Raw genomic sequence first — 18351 nt, forward strand, 5'->3', positions numbered from 1 at the left:
CCTTCGTCAGCCTGCGCCGAGTCGCGCCATCAGCGCGGCATGGTCGAGCTGTTCCGAATCGCTGGCGTTGCGCGCGCGGTATTCGAAGGTGCCCGCTTCCAGCCCGCGCGCGGACACCACCACGCGGTGCGGGATGCCGATCAGTTCGATGTCGGCGAACATCGCGCCCGGGCGCAGGCCGCGGTCGTCGAGCGCGGTTTCGATGCCGGCGGCGTTCAATTCCGCATACAGCGATTCGGCGGCCGCGTTCACCGCTTCGTCGTTCTTCGGGTTGATCACGCACACCGCGACCCGCCATGGCGCCATCGGTTCGGGCCAGACGATGCCGTTGGCGTCGTGGTTCTGCTCGATCGCGGCGGCGACGATGCGCGACACGCCGATGCCGTAGCAGCCCATCGCCGGATGTACCTTCCTGCCGCCGGCATCGAGCACGGTGCAGTCCATCGCCTCGGAATACTTGCGGCCGAGCGCGAACACGTGGCCGACCTCGATGCCGCGCGCGATGCGCAGCGTGCCCTTGCCGTCGGGCGAAGGATCGCCGGCGACCGCGTTGCGGATGTCGGCGACTTCGGCTTCGGGCAGGTCGCGGCCCCAGTTCACGCCGGCGAGGTGGTAGCCGGCTTCGTTCGCGCCGACGACGAAGTCGTGCATCGCGGCGACGCTGCGGTCGGCGACCACGCGGATCGCCTTCCTGGGGTTCACCGGGCCGAGGAAACCGGGTTCGGAACCGAGGTGCTCGAGGATTTCCGCTTCGGTCGCGAGGCGGTAGTCGGCCATGCCGTCGAGCTTGCCCAGCTTGATCTCGTTGACCACGTGGTCGCCGCGCACCAGCGCGAGCACGAAGGCGTCGTTGCCGTCCGCGTCCTTGCCGATGACCGCGACCGACTTCACCGTGCGTTGCAGCGGGATGCCGAGCAGCGCGGCGACGTCCTCGCAGGTCTTCTGCGTCGGCGTGTCGATCTTGCGCATCGCCTCAGTCGCGGCCGCGCGCGCGCCGGGGGATACCGCTTCGGCCATCTCCACGTTCGCGGCGTAATCCGAACCATCCGAATACAGGATGGTGTCCTCGCCCGAATCGGCGATCACCTGGAATTCGTGCGAGGCGCTGCCGCCGATCGCGCCGGTGTCGGCCGACACCGCGCGGTGCTCCAGCCCCAGCCGGGTGAAGATGCGGCCGTAGGTGTCGTACATGTTGCGGTATTCGGCGGCGAGCGAGTCGTCGTCGACGTGGAACGAGTACGCATCCTTCATCAGGAATTCGCGCGCCCGCATCACGCCGAAGCGCGGGCGGATCTCGTCGCGGAACTTGGTGTTGATCTGGTAGAAGTTGACCGGCAGCTGCTTGTAGCTGGCCAGTTCCTGCCGCGCGAAATCGGTGACCACTTCCTCCGCGGTCGGCGCGTAGCAGAACTCCTGCTCCTTGCGGTCCCGGATCTTGAGCAACTGCGGGCCGAACTTCGCCCAGCGCCCGGTTTCCTCCCACAGTTCCTTCGGCTGGATCGTCGGCATGATCATTTCGATCGCGCCGGCGCGGTTCATTTCCTCGCGCACCACGTTCTCCACCTTGCGCAGCACGCGCAGGCCCAGCGGCGACCAGGTGTAGAGCCCGGCGGCGAGCTTGCGCAGCATGCCGGCCTTCAGCATCAGCTGGTGGCTGGCGATCTCCGCCTCGGCGGGGGTTTCCTTTTCGGTGCGGAGGTGGAAGCGGGACAGGCGCATCGGCAGTTCGAACGCGGGTGGGCTGGCTAGTGTGCCATGCGCCCGCGCTTTTCCCGGGAATTACTGCCGGTCGCCGTGGACCTCGATGCCGGGCTTCGGTTCCATGTCGACCTTCTCGACATGGCGCGCATCTACGCCGCGCGGGGGCGTGGAGCTGATGTGCAGGGTGCCGGCGGCATCGCGCCAGCGGTACAGGACGGGCCGAGCGGCCTCGGCGCGTTCGGCTGCCGCACGTTCGACGCGATGGCGTTTCGCCTCCGCCTGCTCCGGCGTGTCGCGCGACATCCACCACGCCACGCCGCCGCCGAGCGCAAGCCCGGCGACGATCGCCCAGGTGGCCCTCATCCGCCGCCGGTGCAACTGGCGTTGACCATCGCCTGCGCGAGGGCCAACTGATTGGCGCGATCCTTGTCGTCCAGGGTCTTGTCGGGCTTGCCGTCGCCGTCGGTGTCCATCTGGACGGTCTTGCTGTTTTGCAGTTTCGAGATGTTCTGGCGAGCGGTGATGCAGGACGGGTTCTCGGTCGCGGCCTTGTCCGTGGCCGGCGGCGCGTCGGATTCCGGGTGGTAGATGTTGCGCTGCTTGTACTGGCTGTCCGGCGGCGGCGTGTCGGTGTAATGGGTGACGCCCTTGGCGTCCTTCCACTGGTAGATGCCGCCGGCCTGTGCCGCGGTCGAAGCCAACACGAGGACGAACAGGGAGGCGAGGATCGGGGCGCGCATGGCGAGGCTCCGTGGCCGGGAGCCCCGATTGCAGCACCGGGGGCGGTGCCGTGCAAGCCGCTACACTGCGCGGATGGAGCCGACCCCCGATATCCAGCCGCGCCGGCGCGGCATTTACCTGCTGCCGAACCTGTTCACCACCGGTGGCCTGTTCGGCGGGTTTTTCGCCATCATCGCCGCTTCGCAGGGGCGGTTCGAAGCCGCCTGCGTCGCGATCTTCGTCTCCGCGATCCTCGACGGGATCGATGGCCGGGTCGCGCGCCTGACCAACACCCAGAGTGAATTCGGCGTGCAGTACGACTCGCTCGCCGACCTGGTCAGCTTCGGCATGGCGCCGGCGCTGGTGATGTATTACTGGGCGTTGTCCTCGCTCAAGCTCGACGGGATCACCCCCGGCAAACTCGGCTGGTTGGCGGCGTTCCTGTACGCGGCCTGCGCGGCATTGCGTCTGGCGCGCTTCAACAGCCAGGTCGGCACCGTCGACAAGCGCTGGTTCGTAGGCCTCGCGAGCCCGGCGGCGGCCGGGCTGATGGCGAGCTTCGTATGGACCGCGCACGACCTCGGCTGGAGTGGGCGCGAGTTGCGCCATGCCGCGCTCGGCGTGACCGTCGCCGCCGGCCTGTTGATGGTGAGCCGCATCCGCTACACCAGCTTCAAGGGCAGCGGCAGCGGGCCCAGGGCCGACCGCGTGCCGTTCTTCGCGATCGTCGTCGCGCTCGCGGTGATCATCGCGCTGGTGCTGGACCCGCCCAAGGTGCTGCTCGCCGCCGCGGTGTTGTACGCGCTGTCGGGGCCGGTGCAATGGCTGTGGCGGAAGCGGGCAGGATGAACTGGGATCCGTTCCAGCGCGAGGCGTTGGCCGAACTCGGGCACCGCCTGTATCGCGTGCGAATGGACGAAGCGCGTGCGCCGCTCGAAGCGCCCGCATCCAGTGGAACCGTCGATCCGTTGTGGCGTGCGCTGGTGCGTGCGGCGGGCACCGATGCCTTGCCGCAGGTCGAGCTGGCGGCGTTGCGGCGCGATCCCGCGGCCAAGCGCGCGCTGTGGCCGCGCCTGCGCATGCTGCGCGGGGCGGCGCGGGCGCGATGAGCGCGGTCCGCGAGGACGACACTCCGTCGGTCGCGACGTTGCGACCCATGCGCGAAGGCGACCTCGACGCGGTCGTCGCCATCGAAACCCGCGCCTATCCCTTCCCGTGGACGCGCGGCATCTTCCGCGATTGCCTGCACGCCGGGCACGCGATGTGGGTGCTGGAATCGAACGGCGCGCCGGTCGGATACGGCGTGCTGAACATCGCCGCCGGCGAAGCGCACGTGCTGAACCTCTGCATCGCGCCGGAAGCCGAGGGCCGCGGCCACGGCCGGCACCTGCTGCGCGCATTGCTGCGGGTCGCCCGCGGCGGTGGCGCGATGCGCGTGTTCCTCGAGGTGCGGCCCTCGAACCCGCGCGCGATGGCGCTGTACCACGATGAGGGTTTCAACGAAATCGGCCGGCGCCCGCGCTATTACCCGGCGCCGAACCATGGGCGCGAGGATGCGATCGTGATGGCGCTGGAGTTGTTGGACGAATGAATTGCGTGGCGTAGGGGCGACCGGCCGGTCGCCCCTACATTCTGGCGCGTTGCGCGGTCAGCGCTTCCAGCTTCGAACTCCAGTCGGCGAGTCGCGCGCGTTCCTGCTCGACCACCGCAGCCGGCACGCCGGCGCCGAACTTCGCCAGCTTGGCTTCGCTCTTGTCCTTTTCGGCGGAAATCTTCGCGATTTCCTTGTCGAGGCGCGCGCGTTCGGCATCGAGGTCGACCAGGCCTTCGAGCGGCACGAACAGTTGCAGTTCGCCGACCACGGCCGGCGCGGCGGCCGGCGGTTCGCCGACGAGCGTTTCGATGCGTTCGAGCCGACACAGGAAACGCAGTTGCGCGTCGAAGCGGGCGATGCGCGCGGCATCGTCCGCATTGCCGCCGCGCACCAGCAGCGACACCTGTTTCGCCGGCGACACGCCGAGTTCGCTGCGGATGCGGCGCACCGCGGACACCATCGCCTTCAGCCATTCGATGTCGGCGTCGGCTTGCGCGTAGCCGCTCGCGTCGACGTCGCCGGGCTGCGGATAGGGCTGCAGCATGATGCTGCCGGACTTGCCGAGTTTCGGCGCGACCGATTGCCACAGTTCCTCGGTGACGAACGGGATCAGCGGGTGCAGAAGGCGCAGCAGCGCGTCGAGGACGTAAAGCAGCGTGTGTCGGGTCGAGTCCGCAGCTTCGGCATCGTCGCCGTTGAGGGCGGGCTTGGCGAGTTCCACGAACCAGTCGCAGAACTGGTTCCAGGCGAATTCGTACAGCGTTTGCGCGAGCAGGTCGAAGCGGTATTCGGAGAAGTGTTGCGCGGCTTCCGCGGTGGTGCGGTCGAGCTGGGCAAGGATCCACTTTTCTGCGTCGGTTTTCGCTGTGGGAGCGGCTTCAGCCGCGACTGTCGGGGCTGAAGCCCCTCCCACATTCATCAAAACGAAGCGCGTGGCGTTCCACAACTTGTTGCAGAAATTCTTGTAGCCCTCGGCGCGGGCGAGGTCGAACTTGATGTCGCGGCCCGGGCCGGCCAGCGCGGCCATGGTGAAGCGCAGCGCGTCGGCGCCGTGGGCGTTGATGCCCTCCGGGAATTCCTTGCGCGTGGCCTTCTCGATCTTCGGCGCGTCCTGAGGCTTCATCAGGCCGCTGGTGCGCTTGGCGACCAGCGCGTCCGCGCTGATGCCGTCGATGATGTCCAGCGGGTCGAGCACGTTGCCCTTGGACTTCGACATCTTCTGCCCGTGCGCATCGCGCACCAGGCCGGTGATGTAGACGTCTCGGAAGGGCACGCGGCCGACGAGCTTGTCGGTCATCATGATCATGCGCGCCACCCAGAAGAAGATGATGTCGAAGCCGGTGACCAGCACCGAGGTCGGTAGCGCGATGTCGAAACCGAGTTCGCCCATCGCGTCTTCGTTCGGCCAACCCTGCGTGCTGAACGGGAACATCGCCGAGGAGAACCAGGTTTCCAGCACGTCGGCATCCTGCCGCAACGCGATGTCGCCGAGGTTGTGCGTTGCGCGCACTTCCGCTTCATTGCGGCCGACGTAACTGTTGCCGGCGTCGTCGAACCACGCGGGAATGCGATGGCCCCACCACAGCTGGCGCGAAATCGTCCAGTCCTGGATGTTCTCCAGCCAGTGGCGATAAGTGTTGATCCAGTTCGGCGGCACGAACTTCACTTCGCCCGACTCGACGAGTTCCAATCCACGCTTCGCGAGATCGTCCATCTTCACGAACCACTGGTCGGTCAGGAACGGCTCGATCACCTGGCCGCTGCGGTCGCCGCGCGGCACCTGCAGGCGATGCGGCTTGATTTCGACCAAGAGGCCCGCAGCCTCGAGGTCGGCGACGATGAGCTTGCGTGCATCGAAACGGTCGAGTCCGCGATATTTTTCCGGAATGTCGTCGCGCGTCGCGATGACCTTCGCCTCGTCGGTGAAGATGTTGATCATCGGCAGGCCATGGCGCTGGCCGACCGCATAGTCGTTGAAATCGTGCGCGGGCGTGACCTTGACCACGCCGGTGCCGAACTCGCGGTCGACGTAATCGTCGGCGATGACCGGAATCTCGCGATTCGTCAATGGCAGGCGCACGGTCTTGCCGATCAGGTGCGCGTAGCGTTCGTCTTCCGGATGCACCATCACCGCGGTGTCGCCGAGCATGGTTTCCGGGCGGGTGGTCGCGACGACGAGCGAACCGCTGCCGTCGTTGAGCGGGTAGGCGATCGACCAGAGGAATCCGTTCTCTTCTTCGCTCGCGACTTCGAGGTCGGAGATCGCGGTCTTCAGCACCGGATCCCAGTTGACCAGGCGCTGGCCGCGATAGATCAAGCCCTGTTCGTGCAGGCGCACGAAGGCTTCGACGATCGCATCGCTCGCCATCGGATCCATGGTGAACACGCTGCGCGACCAGTCGCCGGAGGCGCCGAGGCGGCGCATCTGCCGTTCGATGGTGTCGCCGGACTGCTGCTTCCACTCCCACACTTTCTCGATGAATTTCTCGCGGCCCAGCGAATCGCGGGTCTCGCCCTTGCCTTCGAGCGCGAGGTTGCGGCTCACCACCATCTCGGTCGCGATGCCGGCATGGTCGGTGCCCATCTGCCACAGCGTCCGGTAGCCACGCATGCGGTGGTAGCGCACCAACGCGTCCATCAGCGTGTGCTGGAACGCGTGGCCCATGTGCAGGGTACCGGTGACGTTCGGCGGCGGCAGCAGGATGGTGTAGGCCGGGCCGTCGCCGCTGGGCGCGAACGCGCCGCTGCTTTCCCACTGCGCGTACAGGCGGGATTCGAAGGACTTGGGGTCGTAGCCGGGGGCGAGGGTGGTCATGGGTTCCGTCATTCCTGCGTGCTTTTTCCTCTCCCCTCGTGGGAGAGGATGCCCCGAAGGGGCAGGAGAGGGGGCGCGGCGGCGAAAACCCCTCTCCCGGCGCTCCGCGCCACCCTCTCCCTCAAGGGGAGAGGGAACATCAACAGCATCTACATATCGTATTTCTTCAACTCGAAGCCGAGCGACTGGTAGTGCTTCCAGCGTTCGCGCGAACCGCCGCGCGCGGCCGGATCGGCGGGAACCACTTCCAGCACGCGTTCGAAACTGCCCGTCGGTGCGGCATCGCGCAGGTTGATCAGCAGCGGGCGCGACGGCGCGTCGATATCCGGCGCTGCGATCAATACCGCGGCCTCGTCCTCGTCCTCGTCCGCGCCGGCGATCTGGTGCGGCACGTAGGCATCCGGGTCGAAGGCCCACAGCAGATCGTCGAGGGCCTCGGCCTGCGCCGCGTCGCGCACCAGCACCAGCGTGTGCTGGCCCGCGTCCGTCGCCTTGCGCGCGAGTTCGCACACCAGCAGCAGCGGTTCCTCGCGGAAGCGCGGCTTGTCGATGAGGTAGAAGTCGGCGCGTGGCATGGGAATGCTGCCTGTAGGAGCGCACCTGGGCGCGACCGCGGGAAGAAAAAGTCGCGGCCGGGTCCGCTCCTACAAATGCATCACGCGACCCGATCCAGCAACCATTGCGACAGCAGCCCGACCGGCCGGCCGGTGGCCATGCCCATCTTGCCGTCGCCGTTGGCGACGCCGGCGATGTCCATGTGCGCCCAGCGCTGGCCTTCGGTGAAGCGCGACAGGAAGCAGCCCGCGGTGATCGCGCCGGCCCAGCGCCCGCCGATGTTGTAGACGTCGGCGAACTGCGAATCGAGCATGCCCTGGTATTCGTCCCACAACGGCAGCTGCCAGGCGCGGTCGAAGGTGGTTTCGCCGGCGGCGATCAGTTCGCGGGCGAGGTCGTCGTCGCCCTTGGTCATCACGCCGGCGGCGTACTTGCCCAGTGCGACCACGCAGGCGCCGGTCAGCGTTGCCACGTCGATCAACGCCTGCGGTTCGAACTTCTGCGCATAGGTCAGCGCATCGCACAGGATCAGCCGGCCCTCGGCATCGGTGTTGCCGACTTCGATGGTCTTGCCGCTCATGCTGGTGATGACGTCGGACGGGCGGTAGGCGTTGCCGTCGATGGCGTTCTCCACCGCCGCGGCGATGCAGACGAGGTTGACCGGCAACTGCATGCCCACCGCGGACACGAAGGTACCGAGCACGGTGCCCGCGCCGCACATGTCGTACTTCATTTCCTCGATGCCACCCTGGGTCTTCAGGTTGACGCCGCCGGTGTCGAAGGTGATGCCCTTGCCGACCAGCACGTAGGGCTTGGCATCGCCGCCGTTGTTGTACTTCAGCACCACCAGGCGCGGGCGCTGCGCCGAACCGCGCGCGACCGCGAGCAGCGAGCCCATGCCGAGCGCTTCCATCGCCGCATCGTCCAGCACCTCGCATTCGACGTTCTTGCTCTTCGCCGCGAATTCCTGCGCCTGCTGCGCGATGTAGGCGGGGTTGCACACGTTCGGCGGCAGGTTGCCGAGCTCGCGGGTGAACTGCACACCGGCCGCGATGGCGATGCCCTGCGCAAGGGCATTCTTGTCGGAACCGGAGATTTCGAAGCGCTCCAGGCCCTTCTCCTCGCGCTTCTTGTTCTTGGCGCCGAGGGTGGCGGTGTAGCGGTAGCAGGCATGGTCGGCGGCGATGGCGGCTTGGCGGATGTTCCAGGCGGCGTCGCGATCCTTCACCGCGACTTCGGGGATGGTGAACAGCGCGCTCTTCGCCGGGCCGGTCCTCAGCGCGCGCGCTGCATCGCCCACCGCCTTGATGTATTGCGGAACGCCGAACTTGCCGGCTTCGCCGAGGCCGATCACCAGCACGCGCGGCGCGGCGACGCCGGCGAGGTCGTGGAGCAGGGCGGTCCTGCCGGTCTTGCCGGAGACGTCGCCGCCCTTGGCCAGGGCAGAGATGCGGCCGCCGCTGGCGGCATCCAACGCCTGCGCGGCCGGGGTCAGGCTGCCGTCGGCGAAGGCGCCGACCACCACGCAGTCGACGGCGGCGGCGGCGGGAGCTGTGGCGTTCAGGGCGAATTCAAGGCTCATCGACGGATTCCCGGGCGGATTCAGTAAGATTCGTATCGGTTCATGGCGGCGCGGATGCGGCCTGCCGGAGAACCGCAAAGTGTAGTGCAAGCCGCACCGCGCACGCCCCCATCCCGCCCTGGAGCACGATGCCCAAGCTCGACCGCTACCTGCTGCGCGAACTGGCGCAGGCCACGTTCGCCGCGCTGATCGTGCTGTTCATCGTCAGCCTCGGCGGCGTGTTCACCGACGTGCTCGGCGACATCGCCCGCGGGCGCGTCCCGGCCGGGCTGATGCTTTCGCAGATGGGGCTGCAGACCATCCGCTACATGCCGATGATCCTGCCGCTGGGCCTGATGATCGGCCTGCTGCTCGGTTTCGGCCGCCTGTACCGCGATTCGGAGATGCCGATCCTGACCTCGATCGGGGTCGGGCCGCGCCGGCTGCTGCGGCCCTGGGCCTGGCTGGTACTGCCGATGGTGGGGGTGATCGCGATCTGTTCGCTGTGGCTGGGCCCGTGGGCGAAGCGCACATCGGACGAGATGATCGCCGCCGGCAGCCGCAACCTGCTGGTCGCGGGGCTGGAAGCGGGACGCTTCACCGAGTTGCCCGGCGGCAAGGGCGTGGTCTACGTCGGTTCGATGTCGAACGACGGCACCCAACTGCGACGCATCTTCGTCTACCGCCAGGACAAGGACCGCCTCGACGTGACCACCGCCACCGGCGGCGCCCTCAAGATCGAAGGTGGCAACCAGCGTTTCCTCGACCTCAGGGACGGATTCCGGGTCGAGGGGCCGCTGGACGCAGGCCGCGATTACCGGCTGATGCGCTATGCCAGCAACGAACTGCGCATGCCGATGGCCAAGGCCGAGGACGGTCCGCGCAACCCGCAGGGCCTGCCGACGATGGAACTGTTTTCGGATCCGCGGCCGCAGGCCGGCGCGCAACTGCATTTCCGCATCGCCCCGCCGCTGCTGGCGCTGGCGTTCGCATTGATGGCGGTGCCGCTGGCGCGCAGCTCGCCGCGGCAGGCGCGTTACGGCAACTTGATACTCGGGTTCGCCGCTTACCTGTTCGGCATGATGTTGATGTTGACGGGCACCGACCGGCTCGGCAGCGGCAAATTGCCGATGGCTGCGGGCCTGTGGTGGCTGTTGCTGCCATTGCTCGCGGCGGGCGCCTGGTTCTATTTCACCGACGGGCGCATGCGCCGGCCGCGGAGCCGCGCATGAAGCCGTTCCCGAAAATCCACGATCTGTACGTCGCCCGCGTGCTGCTGGGCACGGTGCTGTTGACCTGGGTGGTGCTGATCGGCCTGGACGCGGTCATGGCGGTGGTTGCCGAGCTCAACGACGTCGGTACCGGGCACTACGGTTTCGGCAGCGCGGTGGCGGTGGTGGCGCTGAGCATTCCGCGCCGTGCCTACATGTTGTTCCCGACGGCTGCGGTGATCGGCGCGCTGATGGGCCTGGGACAGCTCGCCGCGAGTTCGGAGCTGACCGCGCTGCGCGCGCTGGGCCTGTCGCGGCGACGCCTGAGCATCGCCGTCGCCGGTGCGCTGGTGGCGTTGACCGCGCTGATGGTGGTGAACGGCGAAACCCTCGGGCCGTGGGGCCAGAGGCGCGCGGATTCGCTGAAGGCCTCGGCCAAGTCCAACGACATGATCGTGGCCCAGTACAGCGGCCTGTGGGCGCGCGAGGGCGATACCTTCCTCAACGCGCAGACGGGCCAGGAGCGCGGCAACGGCAGCAAGCGTTACCTCGAACTGCAGGGCGTGCGCCTGTACGAATTCGCCAAGGACGGGCGGCTCGAATCCATCGCGCGCGCCGCCAGCGCCGAGCACCACCCGGGCGGTTGGTTGCTGCATAACGTCCGGCGCACCTGGTTCGACTCGCGCTCGGTGAACGAAACCGAGGCGCTGGAGGAACACTGGGCCTCGAAGCTGGACGAAACCGCGCTCGCGGCGAGTATCGCCAGCCCGCGCTACCTGCCGGCGACCGAGCTCAGCCGCGGCATCGCCTACCGCAAGCGCAACGGGCTCGATGCCAGCGAGTACGAGGAGCATTACTGGGGCCGCTGGTTCTATCCGCTCAACGTGCTCGCGTTGTGCCTCGCGGCGGTGCCGTTCGCGTTCGGTTCGCTGCGCAGCGGCGGCCTCGGCAAGCGGCTGTTCATCGGCATCGTATTCGCGCTCGGCTTCTGGCTGGTGCAGACCCAGTTCGTGAAGCTCGCGGGCGTGTACAAGTTCGATTACCGGCTCGCCTACCTGATCCCGCCGGCGATCATGCTCGGAGTATCGGCGACGTTGTTCCGCAGGCGATCCGGCTAACGCGTGCCCCGCAGCATCCGCGTGCCGCTGGCGCGGTCGTGCCAGGTCAACCGTTCGCGGTCGAACAGCGCCCACCAGAAGCCCGCGCCGGCGAGCAAGAGCGACAGCGTGCCGACCGCATAGCGTTTCCACAGCGCCGCGTACGACGCGCCATCGCCATTCGCCGCGGAGACCACGCGCAGCCGCCACGGGCGCATGCCCAGCGTCGCGCCGCCGCGATGCCAGCTGATCGTCGCGTAGGCGCCGGTGACGGCCCAGCAGCACAGCCACAGCAGCCACTGCAACGCGCTGAACGGCGCGATGTTCTGGCGCGTGGCGTGGTGGCCGAGGAAGGTGTAGCCGAGCGTGAATGCCGACGACAACAGCATCCACAGCGCCAGCGCCGGGAAGACGTCGTAGACCAGCGCGAGCAGGCGCCAGCCGAGCAGTGCGCGGGGTGAAGATGCGGGTGTCGACATTCGCACAGGATACTTGCCCCTCTCCCGGCGCTGCGCGCCACCACGCCCCGGCCTGCCGGCTTGCTTGCCGGCAGGCGTTCACGGGTTCGCAACTGCGTTGCTCGAAACCCCCTCTCACCCCACACAGGGGGGAGGGAAAAGATAATCTCGCTGCATGAGCGCTAAAACGCCCGCCGAACGCCGCATCGCGGCGACGCGACTGCCGGAATTGCCGGAAGCGGATGCGATGGCGATCGCGGCCTTCCTCGATGCGTTCTGGGCCGAACGCGGCGCCGGCGCGGCGACGCTGGCGAGCTATCGCCGCGACCTCGCCGGACTCGGGCGCTGGGCGCGCGCGAGCGGCAGGCGGGGCGGACTGGCCCATGCCGACGCCGCATTGCTCTACGACTACCTCGCGCATCGTTCCGCCGAAGGCTATTCCGCGCGCAGCAATGCGCGGCTGCTGGCGGCGCTGCGCGCGTTCTTCGCGCACCAGGCGCAACGCGGCATTCGCACCGACGACCCTACCGCGCTGTTGTTGCCACCGCGCCAGCCGCGGCCGTTGCCGAAGGCGTTGTCGGAAAGCGAGATCGAATCGCTGCTCGCCGCGCCGGCGCTCGACACGCCCGCCGGCCTGCGCGATCGCGCGATGCTGGAACTGATGTACGCCGCCGGCCTGCGCGTGAGCGAACTGGTCGGCCTGCCGGCGAACGCGGTGAACCTGCGCCAGGGCGTGGTGCGGGTGACCGGCAAGGGCGGCAAGGATCGGCTCGTGCCGCTGGGCGAGGAGGCGATGCACTGGCTGCGGCGCTACCTCGACGAAGCGCGGCCACGACTCGACAAGGGCGCGGCGTCCGCGCGCGCAGCGCTGGATCCGCCGCTGTTCCTCGGCCCGAAACGCGCGGCGCTGACGCGCCAGCAGTTCTGGCGGCTGGTGAAGCAGAGCGCGCTCGCCGCCGGCATCGCGCCCAGGCGCATCAGCCCGCATGGCCTGCGCCACAGTTTCGCCACGCATTTGTTGAACCACGGCGCCGACCTGCGCGTGCTGCAGATGCTGCTCGGACACGGCTCGCTGTCGACCACGCAGATCTACACCCACGTCGCGAAGCAGCGGCTCAAGAACCTGCACGCCCAGCATCATCCGCGTGGGTGAGGCAGGCTGCGTGCGACAATCGACGGAACCGCGCGCCCGCGCGCCGGTCCTACCGCAATCGCACCCCAACGGATCCAAGATGAAGCTGTCCTTGTCCCTTGCGCTCTGCCTGTTCAGCCTGACCGCCTGCGCCCAGTCCAACTCGCCCGCGGTCGCGGCCCGGCCGGGTGCGCAGGCCAAGCCGGCGGCCGCTGCCCAGTCGCCGATGGCGGGGCTGGCCACGCAACCTCCGGCCGGCACGCCCGAGGCGCGCGCGATCGATGCGATCCGCACGCTCAACGCACGGCTGGCGATCGACCATGTCGCGCCGTCGCCGCTGCCCGGTTTCGTCGAAGTCGTGGCCGGCGGGCAACTGGTCTACGTCAGCAACGACGGCAAGTACATGCTGCAGGCCCCGCTCTACGACTTCGCGGCGAAGAAGGACGTGGGCGAAGCGGTCCTTGCCGGCGTGCGTCGCGACCTGCTCAAGCGCATCCCGCAATCGGATCGCATCGTGTTCGCCGCGCCGAACGCGAAGCACGCCGTGGTCGTGTTCACCGACGTGGAATGCGGCTTCTGCCGCAAGTTCCATTCGCAGATCGCCGACTACAACAAGGCCGGGATCACGGTCGAATACATGGCCTTCCCGCGCGCCGGCATCGGCAGCCCGGACTACGACAAGATGGTTTCGGTCTGGTGTTCGGCGGACCGCAAGAAGGCCCTGACCGATGCCAAGAACGACCGGCCGATCGCCAGGCGCAACTGCACCAACCCGGTCGCGGACGAATACGCCCTCGGCCAGCGCGCGGGCCTGGAGGGCACGCCGATGATCCTGGCCGAGGACGGCAGCGTGCTCGGTGGCTACCTGCCGCCGGACCAGTTGCTGTCATCGCTGGACGAGCTGGACGCCGGCCAGGCCCCGGTCGCGAGCACCGCCACCGGCGGCATGTGAACCGCACCCGGACCGGCCGCGGGCCGGCTCGGGCTACAATGCGCGCCCGTCCCCGCGCGTTTCCCCGGACATGATCGTCCTCGAGGGCCAGCCGGCCCTGTCGCCGTTCCGACGCGAGCGGCTCGAAGCCCGCCTCCGCGCGCTGCATCCCGATTTCCGCATCGCCGGCGCCTGGTGGACGTACTGGATCGTGCCGGCCGAAGGCGCGGCGCCGGACGCCACGGCCCTGGCCCGCATCCTCGAAGCCGGTACCGAGGCCGCCCCGCGCGACGCGGGCGTGGTCTCCCGCTTCGTGCTGCCGCGGCTGGGCACGATCTCGCCGTGGGCGAGCAAGGCCGGCGAGCTGCTGCGCGGCGCGACCCTGCCGATCCGGCGCGTCGAGCGCGGCATGCGCGTGGACATCGCCAGCTGGCCGGCCGATCCCGCGCTGCAGGCCGAAGCGGCGAAACTGCTGCACGACCCGATGACGCAATCACTGCTCGCCGACCGCGACGCGGCCTCGGCGTTGTTCGATGCGCCGGAACGCCAGCCGCTGGAAATCGTGCCGCTGGGCGACATCGAATCCGCCAACGCACGGCTCGGGCTCGCGCTCGCGGCGGACGAGGTCGATTACCTGCGCGAACGCTATTCGGAATTGCAGCGCGATCCGCACGACGTCGAGCTGATGATGTTCGCGCAGGCGAACTCCGAACACTGCCGGCACAAGATCTTCAACGCCAGCTGGACGCTCGACGGTCGCGACATGCTCGCGAACGGCAAGCCGCAGTCGCTGTTCAGGATGATCAAGCACACGCACGCGACCACGCCGCAGCACACCTTGTCCGCGTACAGCGACAACGCGGCGGTGGTGGAAGGCTTCGCGTCGCGGCGCTTCCGTCCGGATCCGGCCAGCGGCGAATACCGCGCCGAGGCGCCGGCCGAAAGCGCGTTCTGCATCAAGGTCGAAACCCATAACCACCCGACCGCGATTTCGCCGTTCCCGGGCGCCTCCACCGGCGCCGGCGGCGAGATCCGCGACGAAGGCGCGACCGGTCGCGGCGGCAAGCCAAAGGCCGGCCTGTGCGGCTTCAGCGTGTCGCACCTGCGCATCCCGACCTTACCGCAACCGTGGGAAGCATCGCGTGCGCTCAACCCGCGCATGGCCAGCGCGCTGGAGATCATGCTCGACGGCCCGATCGGCGCCGCGGCGTTCAACAACGAATTCGGCCGGCCCAATCTCGCCGGCTACTTCCGCAGTTTCGAAATCGCGCAACCCGGCGGCGCGGTGCGCGCCTACGACAAGCCCATCATGCTCGCCGGCGGGCTCGGCGCGATCGACCGCGTGCTGGTCGGCAAGCGCCTGCTTGCGCCGGGCGACGCGGTCATCGTGCTCGGCGGTCCGGCGATGCTGATCGGCCTCGGCGGCGGCGCGGCGAGTTCGCTCGCTTCCGGCGACAGCGCCGAGGACCTCGATTTCGCCAGCGTGCAGCGCGACAACCCGGAAATGGAACGTCGCGCGCAGGAAGTGATCGACCGTTGCGCCGCGCTGGGCGAGGACGGGAATCCCATCGCCTCGGTGCACGACGTCGGCGCCGGCGGCCTGTCGAACGCGATTCCCGAGCTGCTGCACGATTCCGGCGTCGGCGGCGTGATCGACCTGGCCAAGGTGCCGAGCGACGATCCCTCGCTGTCGCCGATGCAGCTGTGGTGCAACGAATCGCAGGAACGCTACGTGCTCGGCGTGCCCGCCGCGCGCGTGGAGGAATTCGCCGCGATCTGCGCACGCGAGCGTTGTCCGTTCGCGGTGGTCGGAACCGCAACGGCGGAGGAGCGCCTCGTGGTCGGTTACGGCGCGCAGGTCGGCGGCATTCCCGCCGATGCCGCCATCGACCTGCCGATGGACGTGCTGTTCGGCAAGGCGCCGAAGATGCACCGCGACGCGACGCATCCGCCGGCGATCCGCTGGAACACGCTGGATACCTCTGCGCTGGAGTTGCGCGAGGCCGGCCTGCGCGTGCTCGCGCATCCGACCGTTGCATCGAAATCCTTCCTCGTCACCATCGGCGACCGCAGCGTCGGCGGCCTCACCGCGCGCGACCAGATGGTCGGGCCGTGGCAGATGCCGGTAGCCGACTGCGCGATCACGCTCAGCGGCTTCGAAGGCTTCGCCGGCGAAGCGATGTCCATCGGCGAACGCACGCCGCTTGCGCTGCTCGATTCCGCTGCCGCCGCGCGCATGGCGGTGGGCGAGGCGATCACCAACCTCTGCGCCGCGCCGGTCGATGCGCTCGAACGCATCAAGCTGTCGGCGAACTGGATGGCTGCAGCCGGCCACGCCGGCGAGGACGCGCTGCTGTTCGACGCGGTCAAGGCGGTGGGCATGGAACTGTGCCCGCAGCTCGGCCTGTCGATCCCGGTCGGCAAGGACTCGCTGTCGATGCAGGCGCAATGGCAGGCCGATGGCGAAACGGAGAAATCCGTTTCGCCGGTTTCGCTGATCGTCACCGCGTTCGCGCCGGTCGCCGACGTGCGCGCGCAGCTGACGCCACTGCTCGAACGCGACGTGGATTCGGAACTGTGGCTGATCGGCCTCGGCGGCGGTCGCCAGCGCATGGGCGGATCGATCCTCGCCCAATGCTTCGATGGTTTCGGCGGCGACGCGCCCGACCTCGACGACCCGCAACGCCTGCGCGCGTTCTTCGAACTCATACGCGACGCGCGCGAGGCTGGTTTGCTGCGCGCCTACCACGACCGTTCCGATGGCGGCGCCTTCGCCGCGCTGTGTGAAATGGCCTTCGCCTCGCATTGCGGCCTCGACATCGAACTCGACGGTTGGGGCGGGGATCGCGCCGACGACGTATTCAGCACCCTGTTCAACGAGGAACTCGGAGCGATCGTGCAGGTCGCGAGCGAGGACCGCGCCGAATTCGCCGACCTGGTCGCGCGCCACGAATTGGTGGAATGCGCGCAGCGCATCGCGCGGCCGACCACCGCGCCGGCGATCCGCGTGCTCGCCGCCGGCAGCGTGCTGGCCGAATGGCGTTGGGACGAATTGTTCGACGCCTGGTGGTCGGTGACGCACGCGATGCAGCGCCTGCGCGACAACCCCGGATCCGCGGATGCCGAACGCGACGGCGCGCGCCGCTTCGACGCGCCGGGCCTGCAACCGAAACTCGGGTTCGATCCCGCTGACGATATCGCGGCGCCCTTCATCAATACCGGCGCGCGGCCCAGGGTCGCGATCCTGCGCGAGCAGGGCGTGAACGGGCAGGTCGAGATGGCCTCGGCGTTCGACCGCGCCGGCTTCGCCGCGGTCGACGTGCACATGAGCGACCTGATCGCGGGACGCAGGAACCTCGACGAATTCGCCGGTTTCGCCGCCTGCGGAGGATTCAGCTACGGCGACGTGCTCGGCGCAGGCCGTGGCTGGGCGACCAGCATCCTCGAGCGCCCGGCCTTGCGCGACATGTTCGAAGCCTTCCTCGCCCGCGACGACCGCTTCGCGCTGGGCGTGTGCAACGGCTGCCAGATGCTCAGCCAGTTGCGCGACATCATCCCGGGCACGACCCGCTGGCCGCGGTTCCTGCGCAACCGCAGCGAGCAGTTCGAGGCGCGCTTCGGCATGCTCGAAATCGCCGAATCGCCGTCGCTGTTCTTCCGCGGCATGGCCGGTTCGCGCATCCCGGCGGTGATCTCGCACGGCGAAGGCCGGGTTGAATTCGCGAACGCGGGCGATCACGCCGCCGCGCGCGTGGCCTTGCGCTATGTCGCCGGCGACGGTGGCGCGGCCATCGAATATCCCGCGAACCCGAACGGTTCCGACGGCGCGGTCGCGGGCCTGTGCAACGACGACGGCCGCGTCACCATCCTGATGCCGCATCCAGAGCGCACGCCGCGCAGCGCCAACCTCAGCTGGGCACCGCGCGACTGGCCATCGGATTCGCCGTGGCTGCGGATGTTCCGCAACGCGCGGGCGTGGGTGAACTGATGCGCTTGCGCGGCGTCATGCCGCGCAAGCACTCGATGCCGCTTATTCCTCTGGCTTGACGTTGAGGTAGCCGTCGGCAGCGGCGAGCGTCGCCCAGAGTTCGTCGGGCGAAACCTGGAACGAACGGTCGAACAGTTGTTCGGCGCGCGCGCGGTCGCCATGCAGCAGGTAGTACGCGCCGATTTCGGCCAGGCCCTTCTCGTTGTCCGGCTCCGCGGCGAGGTAGCGGTCGAACAACGCCTTCGCCCGATCCCATTCGCCGGCTTCCTGGTAGACGCGAGCGATGCGGAACATGTCGCTGGCTTCCGGCTTGGCGCCCATCACCGAGTCGAAGATGGCCTGGCCCTCGGCCTTGTAGCCGCCGAGGTAGTACGCGCGGCCGACCGCGATGCGTTCCCAGCTGCCCTTGCCGGCCTGCTTCAGCGCGATGTCGAGCAGCGCGCGTCCGGCATCGGCCGCGTCCTTGCCGTGGTAGGTCGCCACGGTCGCGTGCGGCTTTTCCTTCGCCACGACGTTCCCCGCGCCGGCCATGCACAGCGTGGCCGCCAGCGCGACGGCGATGGTGTGCTTCATGCGGATTTCCCCTGT

15 protein-coding genes and 1 pseudogene are annotated in these 18351 nt (G+C 68.6%); 8 read left to right on the top strand and 8 right to left on the bottom strand.

Annotated features, from left to right (window positions below; all coding sequences use genetic code 11):
- Positions 1-6: 6 nt before the first annotated feature.
- Genes FNZ56_RS11420 through FNZ56_RS11430 form a run of 3 tightly spaced genes read right to left on the bottom strand, consistent with a single transcriptional unit; the run spans position 7 to position 2441 of the window.
- Positions 7-1719: a proline--tRNA ligase gene (locus FNZ56_RS11420; RefSeq protein WP_143879955.1), complete on the bottom strand. Its 1713-nt coding sequence runs from the start codon at positions 1717-1719 to the stop codon at positions 7-9.
- Between the two features lie 60 nt (positions 1720-1779).
- Positions 1780-2064 (bottom strand): DUF4124 domain-containing protein, encoded by a 285-nt coding sequence (locus FNZ56_RS11425; RefSeq protein ID WP_143879956.1) that lies wholly within the window; start codon positions 2062-2064, stop codon positions 1780-1782.
- Complete coding sequence (locus FNZ56_RS11430) at positions 2061-2441, bottom strand: DUF4124 domain-containing protein (RefSeq protein WP_143879957.1); 381 nt, start codon at positions 2439-2441, stop codon at positions 2061-2063. Before FNZ56_RS11430 ends, FNZ56_RS11425 begins: the two co-directional genes overlap by 4 nt.
- Positions 2442-2514: 73 nt before the next feature.
- Between FNZ56_RS11430 and pssA the strand changes: the two genes are divergently transcribed.
- From pssA to rimI, 3 genes and pseudogenes are all read left to right on the top strand, one after another.
- On the top strand, positions 2515-3270 hold the full coding sequence (pssA, locus tag FNZ56_RS11435; RefSeq protein WP_143879958.1) for a CDP-diacylglycerol--serine O-phosphatidyltransferase: 756 nt from the start codon (positions 2515-2517) through the stop codon (positions 3268-3270).
- Positions 3271-3344: 74 nt separating this feature from the next.
- Positions 3345-3530 (top strand): annotated as a pseudogene (locus tag FNZ56_RS11440) (alanine acetyltransferase); the annotation flags it as partial.
- Positions 3527-4012 carry a ribosomal protein S18-alanine N-acetyltransferase gene (gene rimI / locus FNZ56_RS11445; protein WP_143879960.1) on the top strand — a complete coding sequence of 162 codons (486 nt, stop codon included), beginning with the start codon at positions 3527-3529 and terminating at the stop codon, positions 4010-4012. The pseudogene FNZ56_RS11440 and the gene rimI, both read left to right, overlap by 4 nt.
- Before the next feature lie 34 nt (positions 4013-4046).
- On the opposite strand, the gene FNZ56_RS11450 is transcribed toward rimI, so the two are convergent.
- From FNZ56_RS11450 to FNZ56_RS11460, 3 genes are all read right to left on the bottom strand, one after another.
- The gene (locus FNZ56_RS11450) at positions 4047-6830 is read right to left on the bottom strand and encodes a valine--tRNA ligase (protein WP_143879961.1); all 2784 of its coding nucleotides are present in this window, start codon (positions 6828-6830) and stop codon (positions 4047-4049) included.
- A gap of 149 nt (positions 6831-6979) precedes the next feature.
- Positions 6980-7405 (bottom strand): DNA polymerase III subunit chi, encoded by a 426-nt coding sequence (locus FNZ56_RS11455; protein WP_143879962.1) that lies wholly within the window; start codon positions 7403-7405, stop codon positions 6980-6982.
- 80 nt (positions 7406-7485) lie between these two features.
- Complete coding sequence (locus FNZ56_RS11460; protein WP_143879963.1) at positions 7486-8967, bottom strand: leucyl aminopeptidase; 1482 nt, start codon at positions 8965-8967, stop codon at positions 7486-7488.
- Positions 8968-9095: 128 nt separating this feature from the next.
- On the opposite strand from FNZ56_RS11460, the gene lptF reads away from it, so the two are divergent.
- Together lptF and lptG are read left to right on the top strand one after the other, a co-directional pair.
- Positions 9096-10178 (top strand): LPS export ABC transporter permease LptF, encoded by a 1083-nt coding sequence (lptF, locus tag FNZ56_RS11465; protein ID WP_143879964.1) that lies wholly within the window; start codon positions 9096-9098, stop codon positions 10176-10178.
- Complete coding sequence (gene lptG, locus FNZ56_RS11470; RefSeq protein ID WP_143879965.1) at positions 10175-11275, top strand: LPS export ABC transporter permease LptG; 1101 nt, start codon at positions 10175-10177, stop codon at positions 11273-11275. Before lptF ends, lptG begins: the two co-directional genes overlap by 4 nt.
- Here the strand turns inward: lptG and FNZ56_RS11475 are convergent.
- A complete protein-coding gene (locus FNZ56_RS11475; RefSeq protein WP_143879966.1) occupies positions 11272-11733 on the bottom strand; it encodes an RDD family protein in 462 nt (153 codons plus the stop codon). The two genes, lptG and FNZ56_RS11475, sit on opposite strands and share 4 nt — an antisense overlap.
- A 154-nt stretch (positions 11734-11887) precedes the next feature.
- Between FNZ56_RS11475 and xerD the strand changes: the two genes are divergently transcribed.
- The 3 genes from xerD to purL all read left to right on the top strand — a co-directional run bounded on the left by xerD (position 11888) and on the right by purL (position 17763).
- Entirely contained in the window at positions 11888-12865 is a 978-nt protein-coding gene (xerD, locus tag FNZ56_RS11480) for a site-specific tyrosine recombinase XerD (protein WP_143879967.1), read from the top strand.
- A 79-nt stretch (positions 12866-12944) separates the two neighbouring features.
- Complete coding sequence (locus FNZ56_RS11485; protein WP_143879968.1) at positions 12945-13796, top strand: thioredoxin fold domain-containing protein; 852 nt, start codon at positions 12945-12947, stop codon at positions 13794-13796.
- 70 nt (positions 13797-13866) lie between these two features.
- On the top strand, positions 13867-17763 hold the full coding sequence (purL, locus tag FNZ56_RS11490) for a phosphoribosylformylglycinamidine synthase (RefSeq protein ID WP_143879969.1): 3897 nt from the start codon (positions 13867-13869) through the stop codon (positions 17761-17763).
- Between the two features lie 42 nt (positions 17764-17805).
- Here purL and FNZ56_RS11495 read toward each other — a convergent pair whose 3' ends face one another.
- Entirely contained in the window at positions 17806-18336 is a 531-nt protein-coding gene (locus tag FNZ56_RS11495; RefSeq protein ID WP_143879970.1) for a tetratricopeptide repeat protein, read from the bottom strand.
- Positions 18337-18351: the final 15 nt, after the last annotated feature.

Source organism: Lysobacter lycopersici (assembly GCF_007556775.1).
GTDB lineage: Bacteria > Pseudomonadota > Gammaproteobacteria > Xanthomonadales > Xanthomonadaceae > Pseudoluteimonas > Pseudoluteimonas lycopersici.